The sequence below is a fragment of the Rudanella paleaurantiibacter genome (genome assembly GCF_009184635.1).
GTDB classification, from domain to species: Bacteria; Bacteroidota; Bacteroidia; order Cytophagales; family Spirosomataceae; genus Rudanella; species Rudanella paleaurantiibacter.
Map to the genome: position 1 here is coordinate 708,099 of NZ_WELI01000001.1, position 15,640 is coordinate 723,738.

Below are 15,640 nucleotides of genomic sequence, written 5' to 3' on the forward strand. Positions count from 1 at the left end.
CGTGTATTTCGCTCCGGTGTACCGGGTCGGTTGGATGGGTTGGTAGATTATTGGTCGAGGGTGACGATGTCGAGGCCGTAAGCCGGTAGCTGCTTCGAAACGGGCGGCTTTCCGGCCAGGGTTAGCTTTACCTCGGCTGGCCTGGCGTGCATGTTCATCAGAATGACAAATGTTTGATTGCCCTGCACGGCCTTGGCCAGAATATGCTCCACGGCCGGGTTGTCGAGTTTCACCAGGTTCTCGTTGATAATGAGATTGGCTTTCTGCCCGTTGACCGTACCCGGTGCAAAACCGTAGGTCTGATGCGGCCCCACTTTGGGCGTCACAAACCCGCGCGGGAAGCTCACCTTCCCGTCTGAGCGCAGCTCCGCTTCGGCCATCAGGTAATCGGTGAGCCAGCCAATCTGCCACCACGCATGGTGCGGGTACGGCCCGGCTCCCCGGTTCATGGCCTGCCAGTAGTACGAGGCTACGCTCGTTTTGGCATCCACAAAGGCATGACGGCCAACGGCCCCTGCCCGCGCCATATCGGCAAAAATAGGCTCTTTGGTGAGGCCGTACATCCGAATAAACAGACCTGAGTGGCTCGCCAGTTGAATAGGGCCGTGGCGCGTGGCCGACCCAAAAATACCGCCGTGTTCGAAGCTGAGGCCGGTTTGGCTGATCTCCCAGTCCTCACGTTGAACGCCGTTGACTCGCTTGGGCTGATGGCTCGCAATGGGGTGAGTGTAAATGGAGGTGGTGTATACCTTGGCAGCCGTGATGGCGGCCTGCTTGTAGCGTTCGTCGCGGGTGAAATCGTAGAGGTCCAGAAACGCCTGTGCGGTTTGGCCGGTGGCAAAGTCGGGCGCGTAGCGGGCATCGCCACACACGCCGAGGTAACTGCCCGTTTCAACCGCGTTTTTGATGATCCAGTCGGCTCCTTTGCGGGCCCCGGCGAGGTATTTGGGGTCTTTGAGCAGCCGGTAGGCCACCATCAGACCGTAAAAGGTGGGCCGTACATCCTGCACATCCCGGAACGTTTCGGCTTCGGTAGCCCGGTCGTAGGCCACGGCCCAGCTACCGTTTGGTTTTTGCCAGCTCAGAAGCCGGTCGGCCCCGAGCCGGAGCCGGTTTTTAAGCTCGGCGTCGGTCGGGTTGAACAGAAGCATATTGCCCAGATCGAGCATGATGTAATACGTCAGGGCGATGGGTTCAACCACTTCGCCCCATTCTTCCACAAACTTCTTTTTCTTGGCCAGATAATACTGTCCGGCGGCTGCGCCCTTGAAAAAACCGTCGCTTGTCTGTTGTTGTGCCAGCTTGAAGTTCTGGGCATAGGGTAGCACATTGCGGGTCAGGAGGGAGTCGCCGGTTGCCGTAGCGAGCATCCACATGGCGCCGTAGTCGGAGTTTTTCATAGCGTCGCGGTCGGAGCCAACCACGCCACCGAGGTACGACTGCGCTCCGATTTTGCGACCGTTGTACTCTTCCACGTTCCAGAGCGACGTTTTGGGGTCGGTGAGGTAGTGGTGCATTTGCTGAATCCGGTCCATGAGCGACTGTTTGCTCTCCCGAATCGCCACCGACTCATTGAACCGGTAAATGTCGTACACGGCATGATTGAGAGCCTTGAACCAGTCGCCGTCGGTAAGGCTGTACCGGAACGTGTAGCTGAGGGTTTGGCCCGGCTGAAGGGCCGACTTGGGTTCGCCCAGCACGGGGTAGTAGAGTGTAGGCGAAAGCTGGGCTTTGCGGTTCATGTGCGACAGCCCGATGTGCCAGTCGATCTGCGTGATTTTATCCACGGCCCAGGGGTCGCGGGCGAGGCCCGGTTCAGGAACTACCGACAGGGTAAGGCCGTTACGGGTGCTTACCATGGGCGAGAGCGTGGTGGCGCATCGTTCGCGGTACACCACCGGGCGGTTCGGGATGCCGTGCCCGTAGGCGTAGGCCAGTGCGAAGTTAGGCTGGAGTTTATTGCCTTGAAAATAGCCCGGCACCGTGGCCCAGCTCATCTGCGACTCAGCCACGGTAGCCAGGCTGGGCGTGGCCAGCGAGAAAAAGCCGTTCTGTTTGGCTGTGAGGGTTTGTTTCACCACCACATCGGTTGGGAACTTCGGGTCGAGGGTCCACTCCGTTGTGATGGTGGCCGCTTTGGTGTCCTGCCGGAACGTCAGACTATTAGGGCCGGTTTTGCGGGCTTCGGTCGGAAAAAAGTAGATGGCTTGCCCGGCCGTGTTGAGCGAGACAGGATTGGTGCTTTCGGCCCATTGCACGGCCTGATAATGGTATTTGGGCCCCGGAAACTCTTCGCCCGTGAGGCTCTTGAACGTTTCAGACGGTTTGTCGGATGGTTTGTCGGCTGCGTAGAGCAGGGTGTTTTCGCCCGATGGTGTGCCCAATGATTGCCAGCGACCACCTTGCCGCACCCCAACCCCATTGATCTCGTAACCCCGGCTTGTTTTGGTCCAGCTAATACGTACCCGTTCGTTGGCGAGTTGGGTGGCCGGAGCCTGTGCCGACCCGGCATGGGTTAGGAGCGTAAGGGCGGAAAAGAAAAGAATCGTTCGATGTCTCATAAACTACTGATGCCTTTGGTGGCAAATGACTTTAGTTGGCCATCCGGCCCGGTAAACAAAAGGTACGCGTCGAGTTCGGGGTGGCGGGTCAGAAACCGCTTTGTTTCGGTCAGGCCCATCACCAGAAAAGCGGTGTCGTAGGCGTCGGCCGTAATGGCGTCGGGGGCAAACACCGTCACACTGAGTAAGTCGCCTGCTTCCATCATGCCCGTTTTGGGGTTGATAATGTGGCTGAACACCTGCCCATTAACCGTGTACTGATTGCGGTAGTGAGCCGCGGTGGTCATGGCCCGGTCGGTCAGTTTGAGCGTGGTATGCAGCCGGTCGGGTTGCAAGGGGTTTTCAAGGCCCACGGTCCACGGCTGCGAGCCGGTTTTGGGCCCTTTCGTGCGGATTTCGCCCCCAATCTCGACCAGGTACTGCCTGATACCCTGTTGCTCAAGCAAGAGGGCTACCCGGTCTACTGAGTACCCCTGCGCAATGCCGTTGAGGTCAAGCCGCACGGCCGGGCTCGGCTTTCGAATACCACGGGTGTCGAACTGAATCTGCCCGAAACCAACCAGTTTTCGCAGCGAGTCCACATCGACCGCGCCCGTCCGGGCCACATTCTTAGCCCCGAAACCGTAGGCTTCAACCAAGGGCATCACCGTAGGGTCGAACGCTCCGTTTGTTTCCCGAAACACCTCGGCGGCTTTCTGCAAAACCTGATAGAAGTGTTCGGACCGAAACCGGTGTTCGTGCCCCCGGTTAAACACCGACAGCTCGGAGTCGGGCCGGTAAAGCGAGAGGCACCGGTCAATGTCGGCCAGCAACGAATCGACGGCTGGTTTGAGGTTACGCTGCCGGTCGCCGCGGTATTTGATGTGGTACGTAGTGCCCTGCGCTTCGCCTTCCAGACTGACCAACGGGCTCTCCTGCCCCGTGCCGAACCAGAACAGCAGAGGCAGGAGACCCATGACGGCCCGTTTAGGGTTTAATGGAGGCCGTTGGTTCATCTTTGATAATCGCCATCAGTTCAGATAGGTGCGTTTGGTACACCCCTCTCGGCGTGGTGTTGTGTTTTTTGCTCAGGTAAGCCGCCATGCCTACCACTTCGCCCATCATGCCGCAGGTACGCATCACACGGGTGCTCCCGAAGGCCACGTGGGTAGTGCTGATGTTGCGGCCGGCCATAAACAGGTTACTGATGTTTTTGGAGTACAGGCAGCGGTACGGAATGGTGTACGGAGCCACTTTTATGTGCTTGGTGCCCGCAAAAAATTCCTGCCCCTCGAAATACTTCTTGTTGCGCTCGTCGGGAAAATGCAGGTCGATGGTCCAGGTGGCCGTTACGGTGCCGTCGGGGTGCTGCTTGCCTTCCTGAATATCCATCTGGTTCAGAATATGGTCGCCAATGAGCCGGCGCGACTCCCGCTTGCCACCGATGTAAGCCACCCAGGCCAGCTCGCGCTTGCCGTATTTGGCCGTTTTGTTGTTTTTCAGGTACGACCAGTTGCCAAAAATGGCCCGCAGGTTGTGGTCACGGATTTTTTCGGCGTCGGTAATGGTGTTGAAATTACCAAAGCCGGTTTCCCACTGCCAGTCGGCGCGGGCTTCGTCGATGTGGTATTCGTCTGAAAACTGAATGGCCCAGGGCGTTTCGGGAAACGACGACACGGTGTCGCGTTCGAGCGAGGCCCATAAATTAGAAGTGCCGAGGGTGAAATCGTCGGCTTTTTCGGATGCCAGCGACTCGCCTGTTTCGGCCTTGCTCTCGCGGCCAAACCGGTATTGTGCCCCGGCCAGATGCCCCACGGTGCCATCGCCAGTGCAGTCGGAGAAGTATGTGCCCCGGAACCGGGTTTCGGCATTGGTGGCAATATCGCGGCCTACCACGGCCACAATCCGGTCGCCTTCTTTTTCAACTTTATGAACGTGGGTGTTCAGGAAAAGCGTGATGTTGCGCTCGCCTTTAACAATGGCAATTTTGCGCTCATCGCCGTATTCTTTGCCTTCGGGGTGGCCGTTGCCGGGGTCGCCATTGTCCATTTCGCGGACAATCCGGCCCAGTTTAGGGTAGTGGTTTTTGTCAACATCGCCCCGGAGGTGCACCCGAATTTCGGAGCTGTTGTTACCACCCAGCACGGGCCGGTCCTGAATCAGAGCTACTTTCAGGCCCAACCGAGCCGCCGAAATAGCCGCGCAGGTGCCTGCAATACCCCCGCCTACAACCACGAGGTCAAACTGACCGGCATCGGCTGTTTTGCCCGTCAGGTTCAGTTGTTTGTTCCGAAAAGCGGTCAGGGCTTCGGCTCCGTCGGGTGGGGTGAATTTGGGTGCGTTGGTAAACAGAATAGCGTCGCAGCGGCCGTTGAAACCCGTCAGGTCGTGCAGGGCCATCGTTACCTGCTCGCTCTGAATGTCGGTTTCGCCCCCGTAGTACCATTTCCAGGTATCGGAGCCGCTTTCGCCAAACACGGTGTTTAGGGGCTTGCCGTTCAAGGCGACCTGAAACTTACCCGGCCCTTTCGGAAACGGTGCCCAGTCTTTGGTGCGTACCCAAATCTGATACTTGCCTTTTTTCGGAAACCGCACGGTGGTGGTGGCATCTTTTACGGGCCGACCCATGCCGTGCGCCATCAGGTACGACGAGCCGATGACCACAAACGACTGTTGGTCGATGACCCAGCCACCTTTGTTTTCAAACGATTCGGTCTCGATAAAAACGTGGTCCTGTGCGCCTACCCGCAGGGCAAGCAGCAAGAGGACAATTAGGCGGATTGTAGTTTTCATGTTAGTGTTGGGGTTGAACAGGTTTGGACTGGAAACGGGCCATCTGAGCCTGTACGGCCCGATTTTTGGGTCGTTGGCTCGTTAGTAGCTGGTAAATCCGGGCGGTATAGTCCGGGTTGGAGCCGCTCAATTGCCCGGCCATGGCCAACTGGGTTTTTTCGGACAGGGCGGGTTGCGCAGCCAGTAGGTTAAGCAGTAACGTAAATTGTTCGGGGTTGGCATTGGGCAGGTGCCCGGCCATTGGTTCGGTCAGGGTGGGCAGAAGCCGGGTGGTGGTTAGTTTTTTCAGAATAGCCAGTTGCAGGGTGTACCCGGCTTTCAGGTAGGTGTCCCAGAGCCAGCGTTGGCGCTCAGGGGTATTCCAGAAATCGGGGGCTACTTTTTGGAGGGCGTAGCGGGCCGTAAACACGTTTTTGCCGCGAATCAGCCCCTGAACATCGGCCGCAAACGTTGGCGGTACCTGCCCGCCCGGTCCCAGCACCCGGTCCAGCGCCCAGTACTGGTAGTGGTGGTTTGTGCTCGTCATAAACCGGTGGAGCAGGGCCTCGCTCCGGTACGATTCGGTGATTCGCTGCATTTCATTCACCACCTTCCCGTGGGCAATATGCCAGAGCGTGTAGCAGGTGTACACGGCCCCTTCAATAACCTCGTTTTTGACCGTTTTGAGGGTAGCCCCGGCTTTGGCATCCACCGAGTCGGCCAGATTTTCGGTGCCTTTACCAACCAGGTCGTCCATGGCTACCTGCCTGAACAGCGAGTTGGTGTTGGCCAGAATGGTCTGCAATTTCTCGTAGTCCTCGGGCTTAAACGGCTTGTGATCCATTTTGGTGAGCTCCTCGCCGGGCGGAAAATCGAATCGGGTGTAGTTACCCAGCAAATCCCAGTAAAAGTTGATATACACCGGTTTGCACTCGCCCGTGAGGCAAACCGGTGTAAACACATTCCGATAAAAGTAAGCGGGTTGCCCAGCCCCGTCGAGAGACAGGTGCAGTACGTAGACAGTGGTGTCGTTTTCGGTGATGGTGTACGACCGCACCGACTCGGTTTTCGGCGCGGGCATGGGTTTACCCTCCGAAATACCGGTCAGCCCGAGTAGCAGGGCCATCCAGAAGCCAATCCAGTTGCCAGCGTTTTGCATATTGAGCGAATTAATGAGTGATTGAGTGAATGAGTGATTGAGCGATTGGGTTTTTCAGTACTGGACATTCGGACTTCAGATATTAGACGTTAGACGTACTACCATTCTGTAGGGGGAGGTCTAATGTCTAATGTCCAACAGCTAATGTCCAGTACTGAGATTGGGTTTATAATTCACTCATTCGCTCAATCACTCATTCACTCATTTATTTCCAGTCTGGGTTCTGTTCGAGTTTCGGGTTGGCGTTCAGTTCATCCTGCGGAATCGGGAAGTACTTGTGTTTGGCCTGTACGTTCCGGGTCGGGTACACACTGTTGACGGCCTTCGGAATTACCGTCAGGAACTTACCCGTGCGGGTGAGATCGTACCAACGGTCACCCTCGGCGAAGAACTCCCACGCCCGCTCCTGCAAGACAGCCTCAATAAAGGCATCTTTGCTCAGGCCCGCAGCCAGGTCGGGCAGGCCCGCCCGCTTGCGCACGACGTTGATGTTGGCATAGGCGGTTGCTGTAGCTCCGTTGAGCCGGGCCTCGGCTTCGGCTGCAATCAGGTACATGTCGGGAAGGCGCAGAATCGGAATATTCGGGATAATATTCACCGTCGAGACCGGGTCCTGATATTTCTTGATGAGCACCCCGTCGGTCGTGATGGGCGTTACGCTCCGCTGCGGTACTACCTTCCCGGCTTTGTCGACATAGTTGGTGTCGAGCAACTGCCGACGCTTGTCGAGGGGGTTGAAGCTGCGGAAAAACGACATGTACGCAAACATCGACCCAAAGGTAGTACGGCCGTATTCGGGACCGGCGCTACCCGGAGGGCCACACAGGCCGGTCATCTGGTGCGAGCGGCCCGGCGAAAACGGGTCCACCTCGTAGGCCCACATGTTCTCAACCCGGGCGGCATCTTCTACATCGTAGCGGTACACATTGCGCACATCAGGCATGAGCGAGTATTTGCCCGACGTGATTACGGCCTGTGCTTTTTCGAGGGCTTTGGCCCAGTCTTCGTTGTAAAGCGCGGCTTTGGCGTACAGGGCATTGACTACTTCTTTGCTCGGACGGCCCTTGTCAACGGCCGGGTACGAGGGCAAACCGGCGGCAAAGGCCATGTCGAGGTCGCTGTAAATCTGCTTGTACACCTCGGCTTTGGGGCTTTTGCCCACAACCGCGTCGGCTTCCGAGTAGCTGGGCGTGGTCTTGATGGGTACATCGCCAAAATTTTTGGTCAGTGTCCACAGGTAGTAGGCCCGCAGAAAATACGCTTCGCCGATAATCTGCTTTTTGCGGGTTTCGGACATAACGGCGTCGGGCACCTTGGCAATAATCCAGTTGGCTTTTTCGATACCGTCGTACCCCGACGCCCAGATCTGCTGGGGCGACTCGTTGGTGCGCGAGTTGCTTTTCTGTACCGTGTAGTTTACGTCGTAGGTAAACAGGGTGAGTGTGTTCCGGCCCACCACCCCACGCGGGTAGGTCTGGTCGTCGCTGAAGTCGGGCACGAGCGTTGCCGCCGGGCCGCCGTACATATCGCCGAGGGGGTCGTAAGCTGCGATGAGCCCTTTTTCGGCGTCGGCGGCCGTTTTGTAAAAGGCCTCCGTGTAAATCGACGAGTAAATGGTTTCTTCCAGCTCGCAGCCTGTCAGGGCAAGCAGCGGAAGCAGGTATATGAGTTTCTTTTTCATTGTAAAGAGTGAAAGAGCGGAAGCGTGAACGAGCGAGTGCGTGTGTGAATGAGTGTGGGTAGAGATGGCCTCGTACCTGCTCCGATTTTCACTTATTCACGCAATCGCTCATTCACTCAATAAGCTAAAAGGTTACCTGAATGCCCCCGAGGAACGATTTCGCCTGCGGATACACGAGATTGTCGATACCAATGGCGGTGTTCGAGCCCGCATAGGTGTTCACTTCCGGGTCGAAACCGCTGTAGTTGGTCACCGTAAACAGGTTGTTGGCACTGGCATACACCCGAATGTTCTGGAAACCCTTGATGGTGGGCAGTGTGTAGCCGAGGGTAATGTTTTTGCACCGCAGGTACGACCCATCTTCCATCACGTAGTTGGAGATAGGCAACCGGCCGCCCTGAAACCCGCTCACGTACTGGTTGTTCGGGTTGGTAGCCGACCACCGGTTAACCACTCCTTTAAACTGGTTGCGCTGACCCAGCGGCATTTCGAACGACAAACGGCTGGCGTTGTAAATGTCGTTGCCCTGCGAACCAGCCAGAAACGCGCTGAAATCGAAGCGCTTAAACGACAGGTTGGTCGAGAAACCGTAGATGAAATTGGGGTTCGGGTTACCCGTGATGGTCTGATCGGCAGCCGTGATGGTGTTGTCGCCGTTGAGGTCGCGGACTTTGTGGCCCCCCACGCGGCCGTCGTAACCGGGCAAAATTGTTTCGCCGGTCTGGTTCACCCCGTCGAACACGTAGGTTTTGAAAATACCCAGTGGGCTGCCTACCTGAAGGAGCGAGTAAGCCGTGATAAACCGCTCTTTGGTGGTGCCACCGTCGAGGTCGAGTACCTTGTTGCGGTTCACGGTCATGTTGCCCGATACGCTCCACTTGAGCGGCCCATCGAGCAGCCGGGCGTTAACGGCAAACTCAATCCCCCGGTTCTGCAACGAGGCAAAATTGCCCGTGATGGTGCCGTACCCTGAGCTGAGGGGCAGGGCCTTCACGTAGAGCAGGTCGCGGGTGGTTTTCTGGTACACATCCACCACAATGCTGAACCGGTTGTTGAGCAGGCCAATGTCCAGACCAATATCCGACTGTGCCGACCGCTCCCAGCGGAGGTCGGGGTTGGCAATGCCTGAGGGGTTGATGCCCGTTATGTACGCGTGGTTGATGTTGTAATCGCTACCCGAAGCCGAAACCGTAGCCAGCGACTGGTAGGGGTTCAGACCGGCGGCATTCCCCGTGATGCCATAGCTGGCCCGCAGTTTCAGGTCAGAGAGCCACGAAACATTTTTGAGGAAGGGTTCTTCGATGATGCGCCAGGCCGCTGAAATAGCCGGAAACAAGCCGTACTTGTGGTTCGCCCCGAACTTACTCGACCCATCCACGCGGGCCGTCAGGTCCAGAAAGTATTTGTCCCGGAAACCGTAGTTCACCCGCGCCAGATACGAGTCGAGCCGTTGGCTGCTGCGGCTGCTGTTTACCGTGCGGTTGAGGGCCAGTTGCAGGGCCTCGTTTTGGGTGGCATCGTTGGGGAAACCCGTGGCACTGATGCTGTTGGCATTGGCATTTTCGACCTGCGTGGCATATACTGCCGTGGCTTTGAGCGAGTGGTTGGTGCCAAACATCGTGTTGTAGGTCAGAATACTCTCATGCAGCAGGGCCAGGTTATTGACGTTGGTTTTGGAGCCCGAACCAGAGTTGTCGTTCAGGTCAGCGAGGGCTACGTTGGAGCGGGGTGAGTAATTGTCCTGCAACCGGCTTTGCATATCCACGTTGAATGACGCCCGGTACGTAAGCCCTTTCACGAGATTGAAATCAGCATAGACATTGGCCAGCGTGCGCCGGATGTCGTTGCGATTCAGAACGTTGGCGAATGATAGCGGGTTGGTTACCTCGCGGTACTGCCCGTTGGCCTGCTCTCCAAACGGAAACAGGGAGCCGTCGGGACGGTAGGGGAGCAGGGTGGGCGGTGCACCAATGGCCGCGCCCAGAATTGAGCCCGTCACCACGGCTCCGTCGCCGATGGTGGTAGACCCCGTTGTGATGCCGTTGTTGACTGCGTAGCTGCCCAGAATACTCGTTCCGATCTTGACGCGCTCGCTAATGCGGTGGTCAACGTTGAGCCGGAACGAATACCGCTTGAAATCGGAGTTGACAATGATTCCTTTCTGGTCGAAGTAGTTGGCCGACAGGGCAATCTGGGTTTTGTCGTTCCCGCCATTCACCGAGAGCTGATGGTTCTGAATGGGCGCTTCGCGGAAAATAACGTCCTGCCAGTTGATGCCTTCGCCCAACGACGACGGGTTGGGGTAGTAGTTGTTGCGGAACACCTCGTTTTCGAGCTGTGCAAACTCGGATGCGTTGAGTACCGGCAGCTGTTTGGCTGCGTTTTGCACCCCGTAATAGCTGTCGAGCGTAACGCGGGTAGCGCCGGTGCGGCCCCGCTTGGTTGTGATGAGCACTACGCCATTGGCCGCCCGCGACCCGTAAATAGCCGACGCCGATGCGTCTTTCAGAATCTCAACCGACTCAATATCATTGGGGTTAATGGTTGAGAGAGGGCTTACTTCGTTGATGCCTCCACCGTTCGAAATCTGAATTCCGTCCACTACGTAGAGCGGCTCGGAGTTGCCGTTGATGGAGTTGGTGCCCCGAATCCGGACGCTGATGTTACCGCCCGGTGCGCCCGTGTTCTGGTTTACCTGCACCCCGGCCACGCGGGCCTGCAAGCCCTGGGCTACGTTGGCCACCGGGGTTTGTATCAGCTCGGCCGATTTCACCGACGCAATAGAGCCGGTTGTTTCGATCTTGCGCTGGGTACCATAGCCCACCACCACTACTTCCGAGAGCGACCGGTCGTCGGCTTTGAGCGTCACGTTGAGGCTCGATTGATTGCCTACCGGAATTTCCTGCGTTACGTACCCAATATACGAGAAGGTCAGGCTCACGTTGCCAGCCGGAATCGACAGGGTGTAACGGCCGTCGGCATTGGTGGTTGCACCCTGTTGGGTACCTTTCACCACTACGTTGACGCCGGGCAGCGGATCGCCCGAATCGTCGGATACCCGCCCACTAACTGAGCGGTTCTGTGCCAGCAGCAGTTGTGCTGTCATCATAACCAGTAGCAGGGTTGCTGCTACACGTTGTACAATCTTTGTCATACTCATGTGGGATAGGAAAAATTCAATTTTTAGGGGGTTTGTTACTGTTTTTCATAGGGTATTGTGGGTTTAGAGTAACCGCTTGTATATCAGTAATTTGCAAATGATTCTGCGCGGCTCTTTTATTAATTTACCCCCGTTGCTGACCGATGCCAAGAAAAAATTTGATTATTTGTTTGGGAATGTTCCCAAAACCGGTTGGGAATGTTCCCAAAAATGAGGCCTGTTTGGAGTAACTTCCCCGCTTGAACTGTTTATTATTTCGGAATAATCCAAAATGCACCAGCCAACTATCATCGACATTGCCCGCCAACTCGGTATCTCCAAATCGACGGTATCGCGGGCGCTCACGGCCCATCCGAATGTGAATGAGAAAACCCGGCAGCGGGTGCTTGAGCTGGCCGAAAAACTCGATTATCAGCGCAACCAACTGGCTATCTCGCTGCTCACCAATCAGACCCGCACCATCGGGATTATGGTGCCGGAGTTTATCAGCTTCTTTTTCCCGAAAGTGATTATCGGGGCGCAGGAAGAACTGGCCAAAGCGGGGTATAACGTGGTGATTTGCCACTCCAATGAGTCGTACGAAATTGAGGTGACCAACGCCAGGTCGTTGTTTGCGAGCCGGGTTGATGGGCTGATTGTGTCGCACACGAAAGAGACCCGCAACTTCGACCATTTTCGCACCTTTACCCGCAAGAGCATTCCGGTGGTGTTTTTCAACCGGGTTTGGGAGAGCGACGAGGTGTCGAAAGTGGTGGTCGACGATTACACGGGGGCGTATCAGGCAGTGGAGCATCTGGTGCAGACCGGCCGCCGACGCATTGCGCACCTCTCCGGCCCCGACTCGCTGCCCAACAGCCGCAGCCGCCAGAATGGATATCTGGACGCCCTGCGCCATTACGAGGTGCCGGTCGATCCGTCGTTAATTATCTCGTACGATTTAACCCTCGAAAAAGCCAATATTTACGTCAACCATCTGCTCAGTCTGCCCGAACCGCCCGACGCCCTATTTACCATCAACGACCCCACGGCCATCGAAGCTATTCAGGTGATTAAAGCACGGGGCCTTCGGATTCCGCAGGATGTAGCCGTGGTGGGATTTAGCGATGACCCGATTTCGGCCCTCATTGAACCGGGGCTCACAACGGTGGCGCAGCCCGTTGATGAAATTGGCCGGCAAGCAGCAGCCTGTCTGCTCGCGCAGTTACAAGCCACCAATCCGGTTGCCGAGGTGCAAACGGTGGTGTTGCCCACCCGGCTTATTGTGCGTGGCTCAAGCTAAATGGGGCCGTTGCCCGGTTGGCAAATGGCGGGCAGGGCTGAGTAAGCGTTTGTGAATTAGCGGATTGGGCGTGATGGGGGCACGGGCTGTTCACAATGGTTGCGGATAGGGTAACTTATGCCCGCTCAAATGGGTTATAGGGGTAACTACTCTAACTGACTATGAACGAATTGAATGGACCGGGGAGCCTCCAACCCGATACCGAAAAACCGAGAGCCAACCGGCACGACGGCGTGTTTGCGCTCGAAAACGTTACCCAACTGCGGGAGGCCATTGAGCAGGTGGTGTACACCGATAATGAAGCCGATACCCACACGCCCGACGAACGGGCCGAAACCATTGAGGTACTGACAACCCTCGGTCAGATGGGTATTTTGACAGAAACCGACCTTGACGAAGCCCGCAAAGGGACCATTTAGGTATAGCTGCGAGGTGCTTGCCGGTTTGGATAAGCAGTGTCAGATCGAATGTTGGCTTTTTCATCCCGGCGGCCCGGTCTTACCGCCGGGATGATGAAAAGGCCTCTTTTATCTTATCCCCTCATTCAAACGGCCTTACTTCTCAAACTGAAAAATCTTGTCCATCAGTACCCATTTCTCGCCCGGTTTGGCGTTGGGTACGGGCTTCTGAAATTTCCACATCAGTTCTTCCCAGGCGGCTACTTTGGGTTCCTGCGCGTCGAGGGCCCGCTTCTTTTCAAACGTGAACTCGTCGTCGGTTTCCAGAATCATAAACATCCGGGTGCCGGTACGGTAGATTTGCAGGTCGAGAATACCCGCGTTGAGGTCGTTCTGCCGGACTTCGGGCCAACCTGCGCCGGGGCTGTGCCAGCGTTCGTACTCGGCAATCAGGTCGGCATCGTCAACAAGGTCGAGGGCTAAACAGAAACGTTGCATAGGTTTGAATTGGGGTTTGTTGTTTGTGGTTTATAGTGCTGGACATTCGGACTTCAGACATTAGACTTTCTACCATTCTGTAGAGAAGGGGTGTCGGACAAGTTTGTGCCGACCAACCATCCATTGCCGGTTTCCCGCCTTCAACCACCCCCCAGCCCCCTCCTTGAACTAAGGAGGGGGAGCCAATGAAAGCCCCTTTTCTGCTCCCCCTCCTTAGTTCAAGGAGGGGGCCGGGGGGGGGTTAAAAGGATGGTTGGCAAACTTGTCCGACACCTGTAGAGAAGTCTAATAAACCATTATCCCGTTACCCAAAATACCGCCGGTATGAGTCGATAGTTTGGCGGGCGGCTGTGTCGGGGTCGGGCCACGGAAACGCTTCGGCTGATACACACTGCGCGTAACCGATGTCGCGGAGGGCCTGCACAATGTCGGGCATGGCCGTGTGTCCGCCACCGATGGGCCGCCGGTTGCTATCGGCAAAATGTACGTGACCAATCCACGCCCCGGCCTGCCGGATACTGTCGGGTAAGGAAGCCTCCTCGATATTCATGTGAAATAAATCGGCCAGCAGCCGCACGTTGCGGGTACGGAGCGATTCGAGGAATTGCACCCCATCGGCAAGTCGGTTGATGAGGTTCGTTTCGTAGCGGTTCAGCGGCTCGTAAATGAGCGTGACGCCCCGGCTTTCGGCATGACTCCCCAGGGTTTCGAGCCCCTCGGCCAGCCACGCCAGCGCCTGTGTGTGCGTCACTCCCGCCCCTGCATTACCCTGCATGGAGCCGATAATGGCCGGAGCCTGTACCGAGGCCCCAAAATCAATCATATCGCGAATAAAGGCCACGGCCTGCACCCGCACGTCGGGGTTCGGGTCGGTGAGGGTGAGCCCGTGCAGTACTTTGCCAGCCCCCGTGCCGACTGCCCCAATCCGCAGACCGGTATCGGCCATGAGTTGCCGGAGCGTAGTGGTCTGAACAGCCTCGGCCGATTCGGTGAAGAGTTCGACGGCATCGAAGCCGAGCGCGGCCGCTTTTTCCATACCGCTTTGGAGGTCTTGCCAGTAAATCCAGGGTCCCGCCTGAATAGCCGGGACCAGGGCAATAGTTATGCAAGAATACATAAGGGCTCAGGCGTCAAGTCCAACCATAATTTTTGTGATGGGGCCGGGATTAGCTGACCATTCGGCGAGGGCCGCCCCGGCTTCGTCGAGCGAAACCGTCCGGCTGATGACGTCTTGCACCGGAAACCGCCCCGATTCCAGATACGCAATCACCTCCGGAAATTCGCCCAGACAGTTGCGCGAACCCAGAATCTCAATCTCTTTCCTGACAAACGTCCCGGTCTGATAATCAACCGGTTTTTTGGCGTAACCGATATATACCACCCGGCCTGTGTAAGCCACCTCATCCACCGCAGCCCGGTAGGTAACCGGGTTGCCAACGGCCTCGATAATCACATCGGGGCCATCGCCGTGGGTAATGGCCGAGAGTGCCTCGTGCAAATCGACCTGGGCCGAGTTGATCGTATGCGTAGCCCCGGCTTTGCGGGCAATAGCCAGTTTGCTATCGTCAATATCAACGGCAATCACCTGAGCGCCCCGGTAAGCCGACGCGGCCAAAGCGCCCATGCCCACAATGCCGCAGCCAATCACAGCCACGGTATCGGTAGCGGCCACCCGCCCCCGCTCGGCGGCATGGAACCCGACGGTAAGCGGCTCTACCAGAGCCAGTTGCTTCAGAGAGAGTTTGTCGGACGTATGGAGTTTTTGCCAGGGGACGACAATATAGGGGGTCATGGCACCGGCCCGACGTACACCCATCGTTTTGTTGTCCTGACAGGCGTTGGTGCGGCCTTTCCGACACGACAGACAGGTGCCACAATGTTGGTACGGATTTACAGTGACGCGCATACCGGGCTGCCAGGTATCCGGTACACTTGGCCCTGTTTCGACCACGGTAGCGCCGACCTCGTGGCCCAGTACGTTCGGGTATTCCTGCAACTCAAACAAACCCCGGAACCCGTTGAGGTCGCCCCCGCAGAAGCCCACCCAGCTAACCCGCAGAAGCACTTCGCCCTCGGCAGGGGCGGGTTTGTCGATTTCCCAAATCTGGGTTTGGCCCGGCTCGGTGAGCACTAAGGCTTTCATTTTAGTCATG

At 56.9% G+C, this 15,640-nt stretch carries 11 protein-coding genes; 2 read left to right on the plus strand and 9 right to left on the minus strand.

Going from position 1 to position 15,640, the window contains the following annotated elements:
• Positions 1–47: 47 nt before the first annotated feature.
• From F5984_RS02865 to F5984_RS02890, 6 genes are all read right to left on the minus strand, one after another.
• A complete protein-coding gene (locus F5984_RS02865) occupies positions 48–2,561 on the minus strand; it encodes a glycoside hydrolase family protein (protein ID WP_152122602.1) in 2,514 nt (837 codons plus the stop codon).
• Positions 2,558–3,517, minus strand: coding sequence for an FAD:protein FMN transferase (locus tag F5984_RS02870; protein ID WP_246168787.1), 960 nt, complete (start codon positions 3,515–3,517; stop codon positions 2,558–2,560). The genes F5984_RS02865 and F5984_RS02870 overlap by 4 nt, the downstream gene beginning before the upstream one ends.
• 10 nt (positions 3,518–3,527) lie before the next feature.
• A complete protein-coding gene (locus F5984_RS02875; RefSeq protein ID WP_152122605.1) occupies positions 3,528–5,333 on the minus strand; it encodes an FAD-dependent oxidoreductase in 1,806 nt (601 codons plus the stop codon).
• Position 5,334: 1 nt separating this feature from the next.
• Positions 5,335–6,471 (minus strand): hypothetical protein, encoded by a 1,137-nt coding sequence (locus tag F5984_RS02880; RefSeq protein ID WP_152122607.1) that lies wholly within the window; start codon positions 6,469–6,471, stop codon positions 5,335–5,337.
• Positions 6,472–6,676: 205 nt separating this feature from the next.
• Positions 6,677–8,152 carry a RagB/SusD family nutrient uptake outer membrane protein gene (locus F5984_RS02885; protein ID WP_152122609.1) on the minus strand — a complete coding sequence of 492 codons (1,476 nt, stop codon included), beginning with the start codon at positions 8,150–8,152 and terminating at the stop codon, positions 6,677–6,679.
• A 124-nt stretch (positions 8,153–8,276) separates the two neighbouring features.
• A complete protein-coding gene (locus F5984_RS02890) occupies positions 8,277–11,306 on the minus strand; it encodes a SusC/RagA family TonB-linked outer membrane protein (RefSeq protein WP_185155400.1) in 3,030 nt (1,009 codons plus the stop codon).
• 277 nt (positions 11,307–11,583) lie between these two features.
• Between F5984_RS02890 and F5984_RS02895 the strand changes: the two genes are divergently transcribed.
• Positions 11,584–12,591 carry a LacI family DNA-binding transcriptional regulator gene (locus F5984_RS02895; RefSeq protein ID WP_152122613.1) on the plus strand — a complete coding sequence of 336 codons (1,008 nt, stop codon included), beginning with the start codon at positions 11,584–11,586 and terminating at the stop codon, positions 12,589–12,591.
• 161 nt (positions 12,592–12,752) lie between these two features.
• Positions 12,753–13,010: a hypothetical protein gene (locus F5984_RS02900; protein WP_152122615.1), complete on the plus strand. Its 258-nt coding sequence runs from the start codon at positions 12,753–12,755 to the stop codon at positions 13,008–13,010.
• A gap of 135 nt (positions 13,011–13,145) precedes the next feature.
• Here the strand turns inward: F5984_RS02900 and F5984_RS02905 are convergent, their stop codons facing one another.
• The 3 genes from F5984_RS02905 to F5984_RS02915 form a co-directional block, all read right to left on the minus strand.
• Positions 13,146–13,487, minus strand: a complete 342-nt coding sequence (locus tag F5984_RS02905) for an L-rhamnose mutarotase (protein ID WP_152122617.1) — start codon at positions 13,485–13,487, stop codon at positions 13,146–13,148.
• A gap of 304 nt (positions 13,488–13,791) precedes the next feature.
• Positions 13,792–14,604 carry a sugar phosphate isomerase/epimerase family protein gene (locus tag F5984_RS02910; protein WP_152122618.1) on the minus strand — a complete coding sequence of 271 codons (813 nt, stop codon included), beginning with the start codon at positions 14,602–14,604 and terminating at the stop codon, positions 13,792–13,794.
• 6 nt (positions 14,605–14,610) lie between these two features.
• On the minus strand, positions 14,611–15,639 hold the full coding sequence (locus tag F5984_RS02915) for a zinc-binding alcohol dehydrogenase family protein (protein ID WP_152122620.1): 1,029 nt from the start codon (positions 15,637–15,639) through the stop codon (positions 14,611–14,613).
• Between the last annotated feature and the right edge of the window lies 1 nt (position 15,640).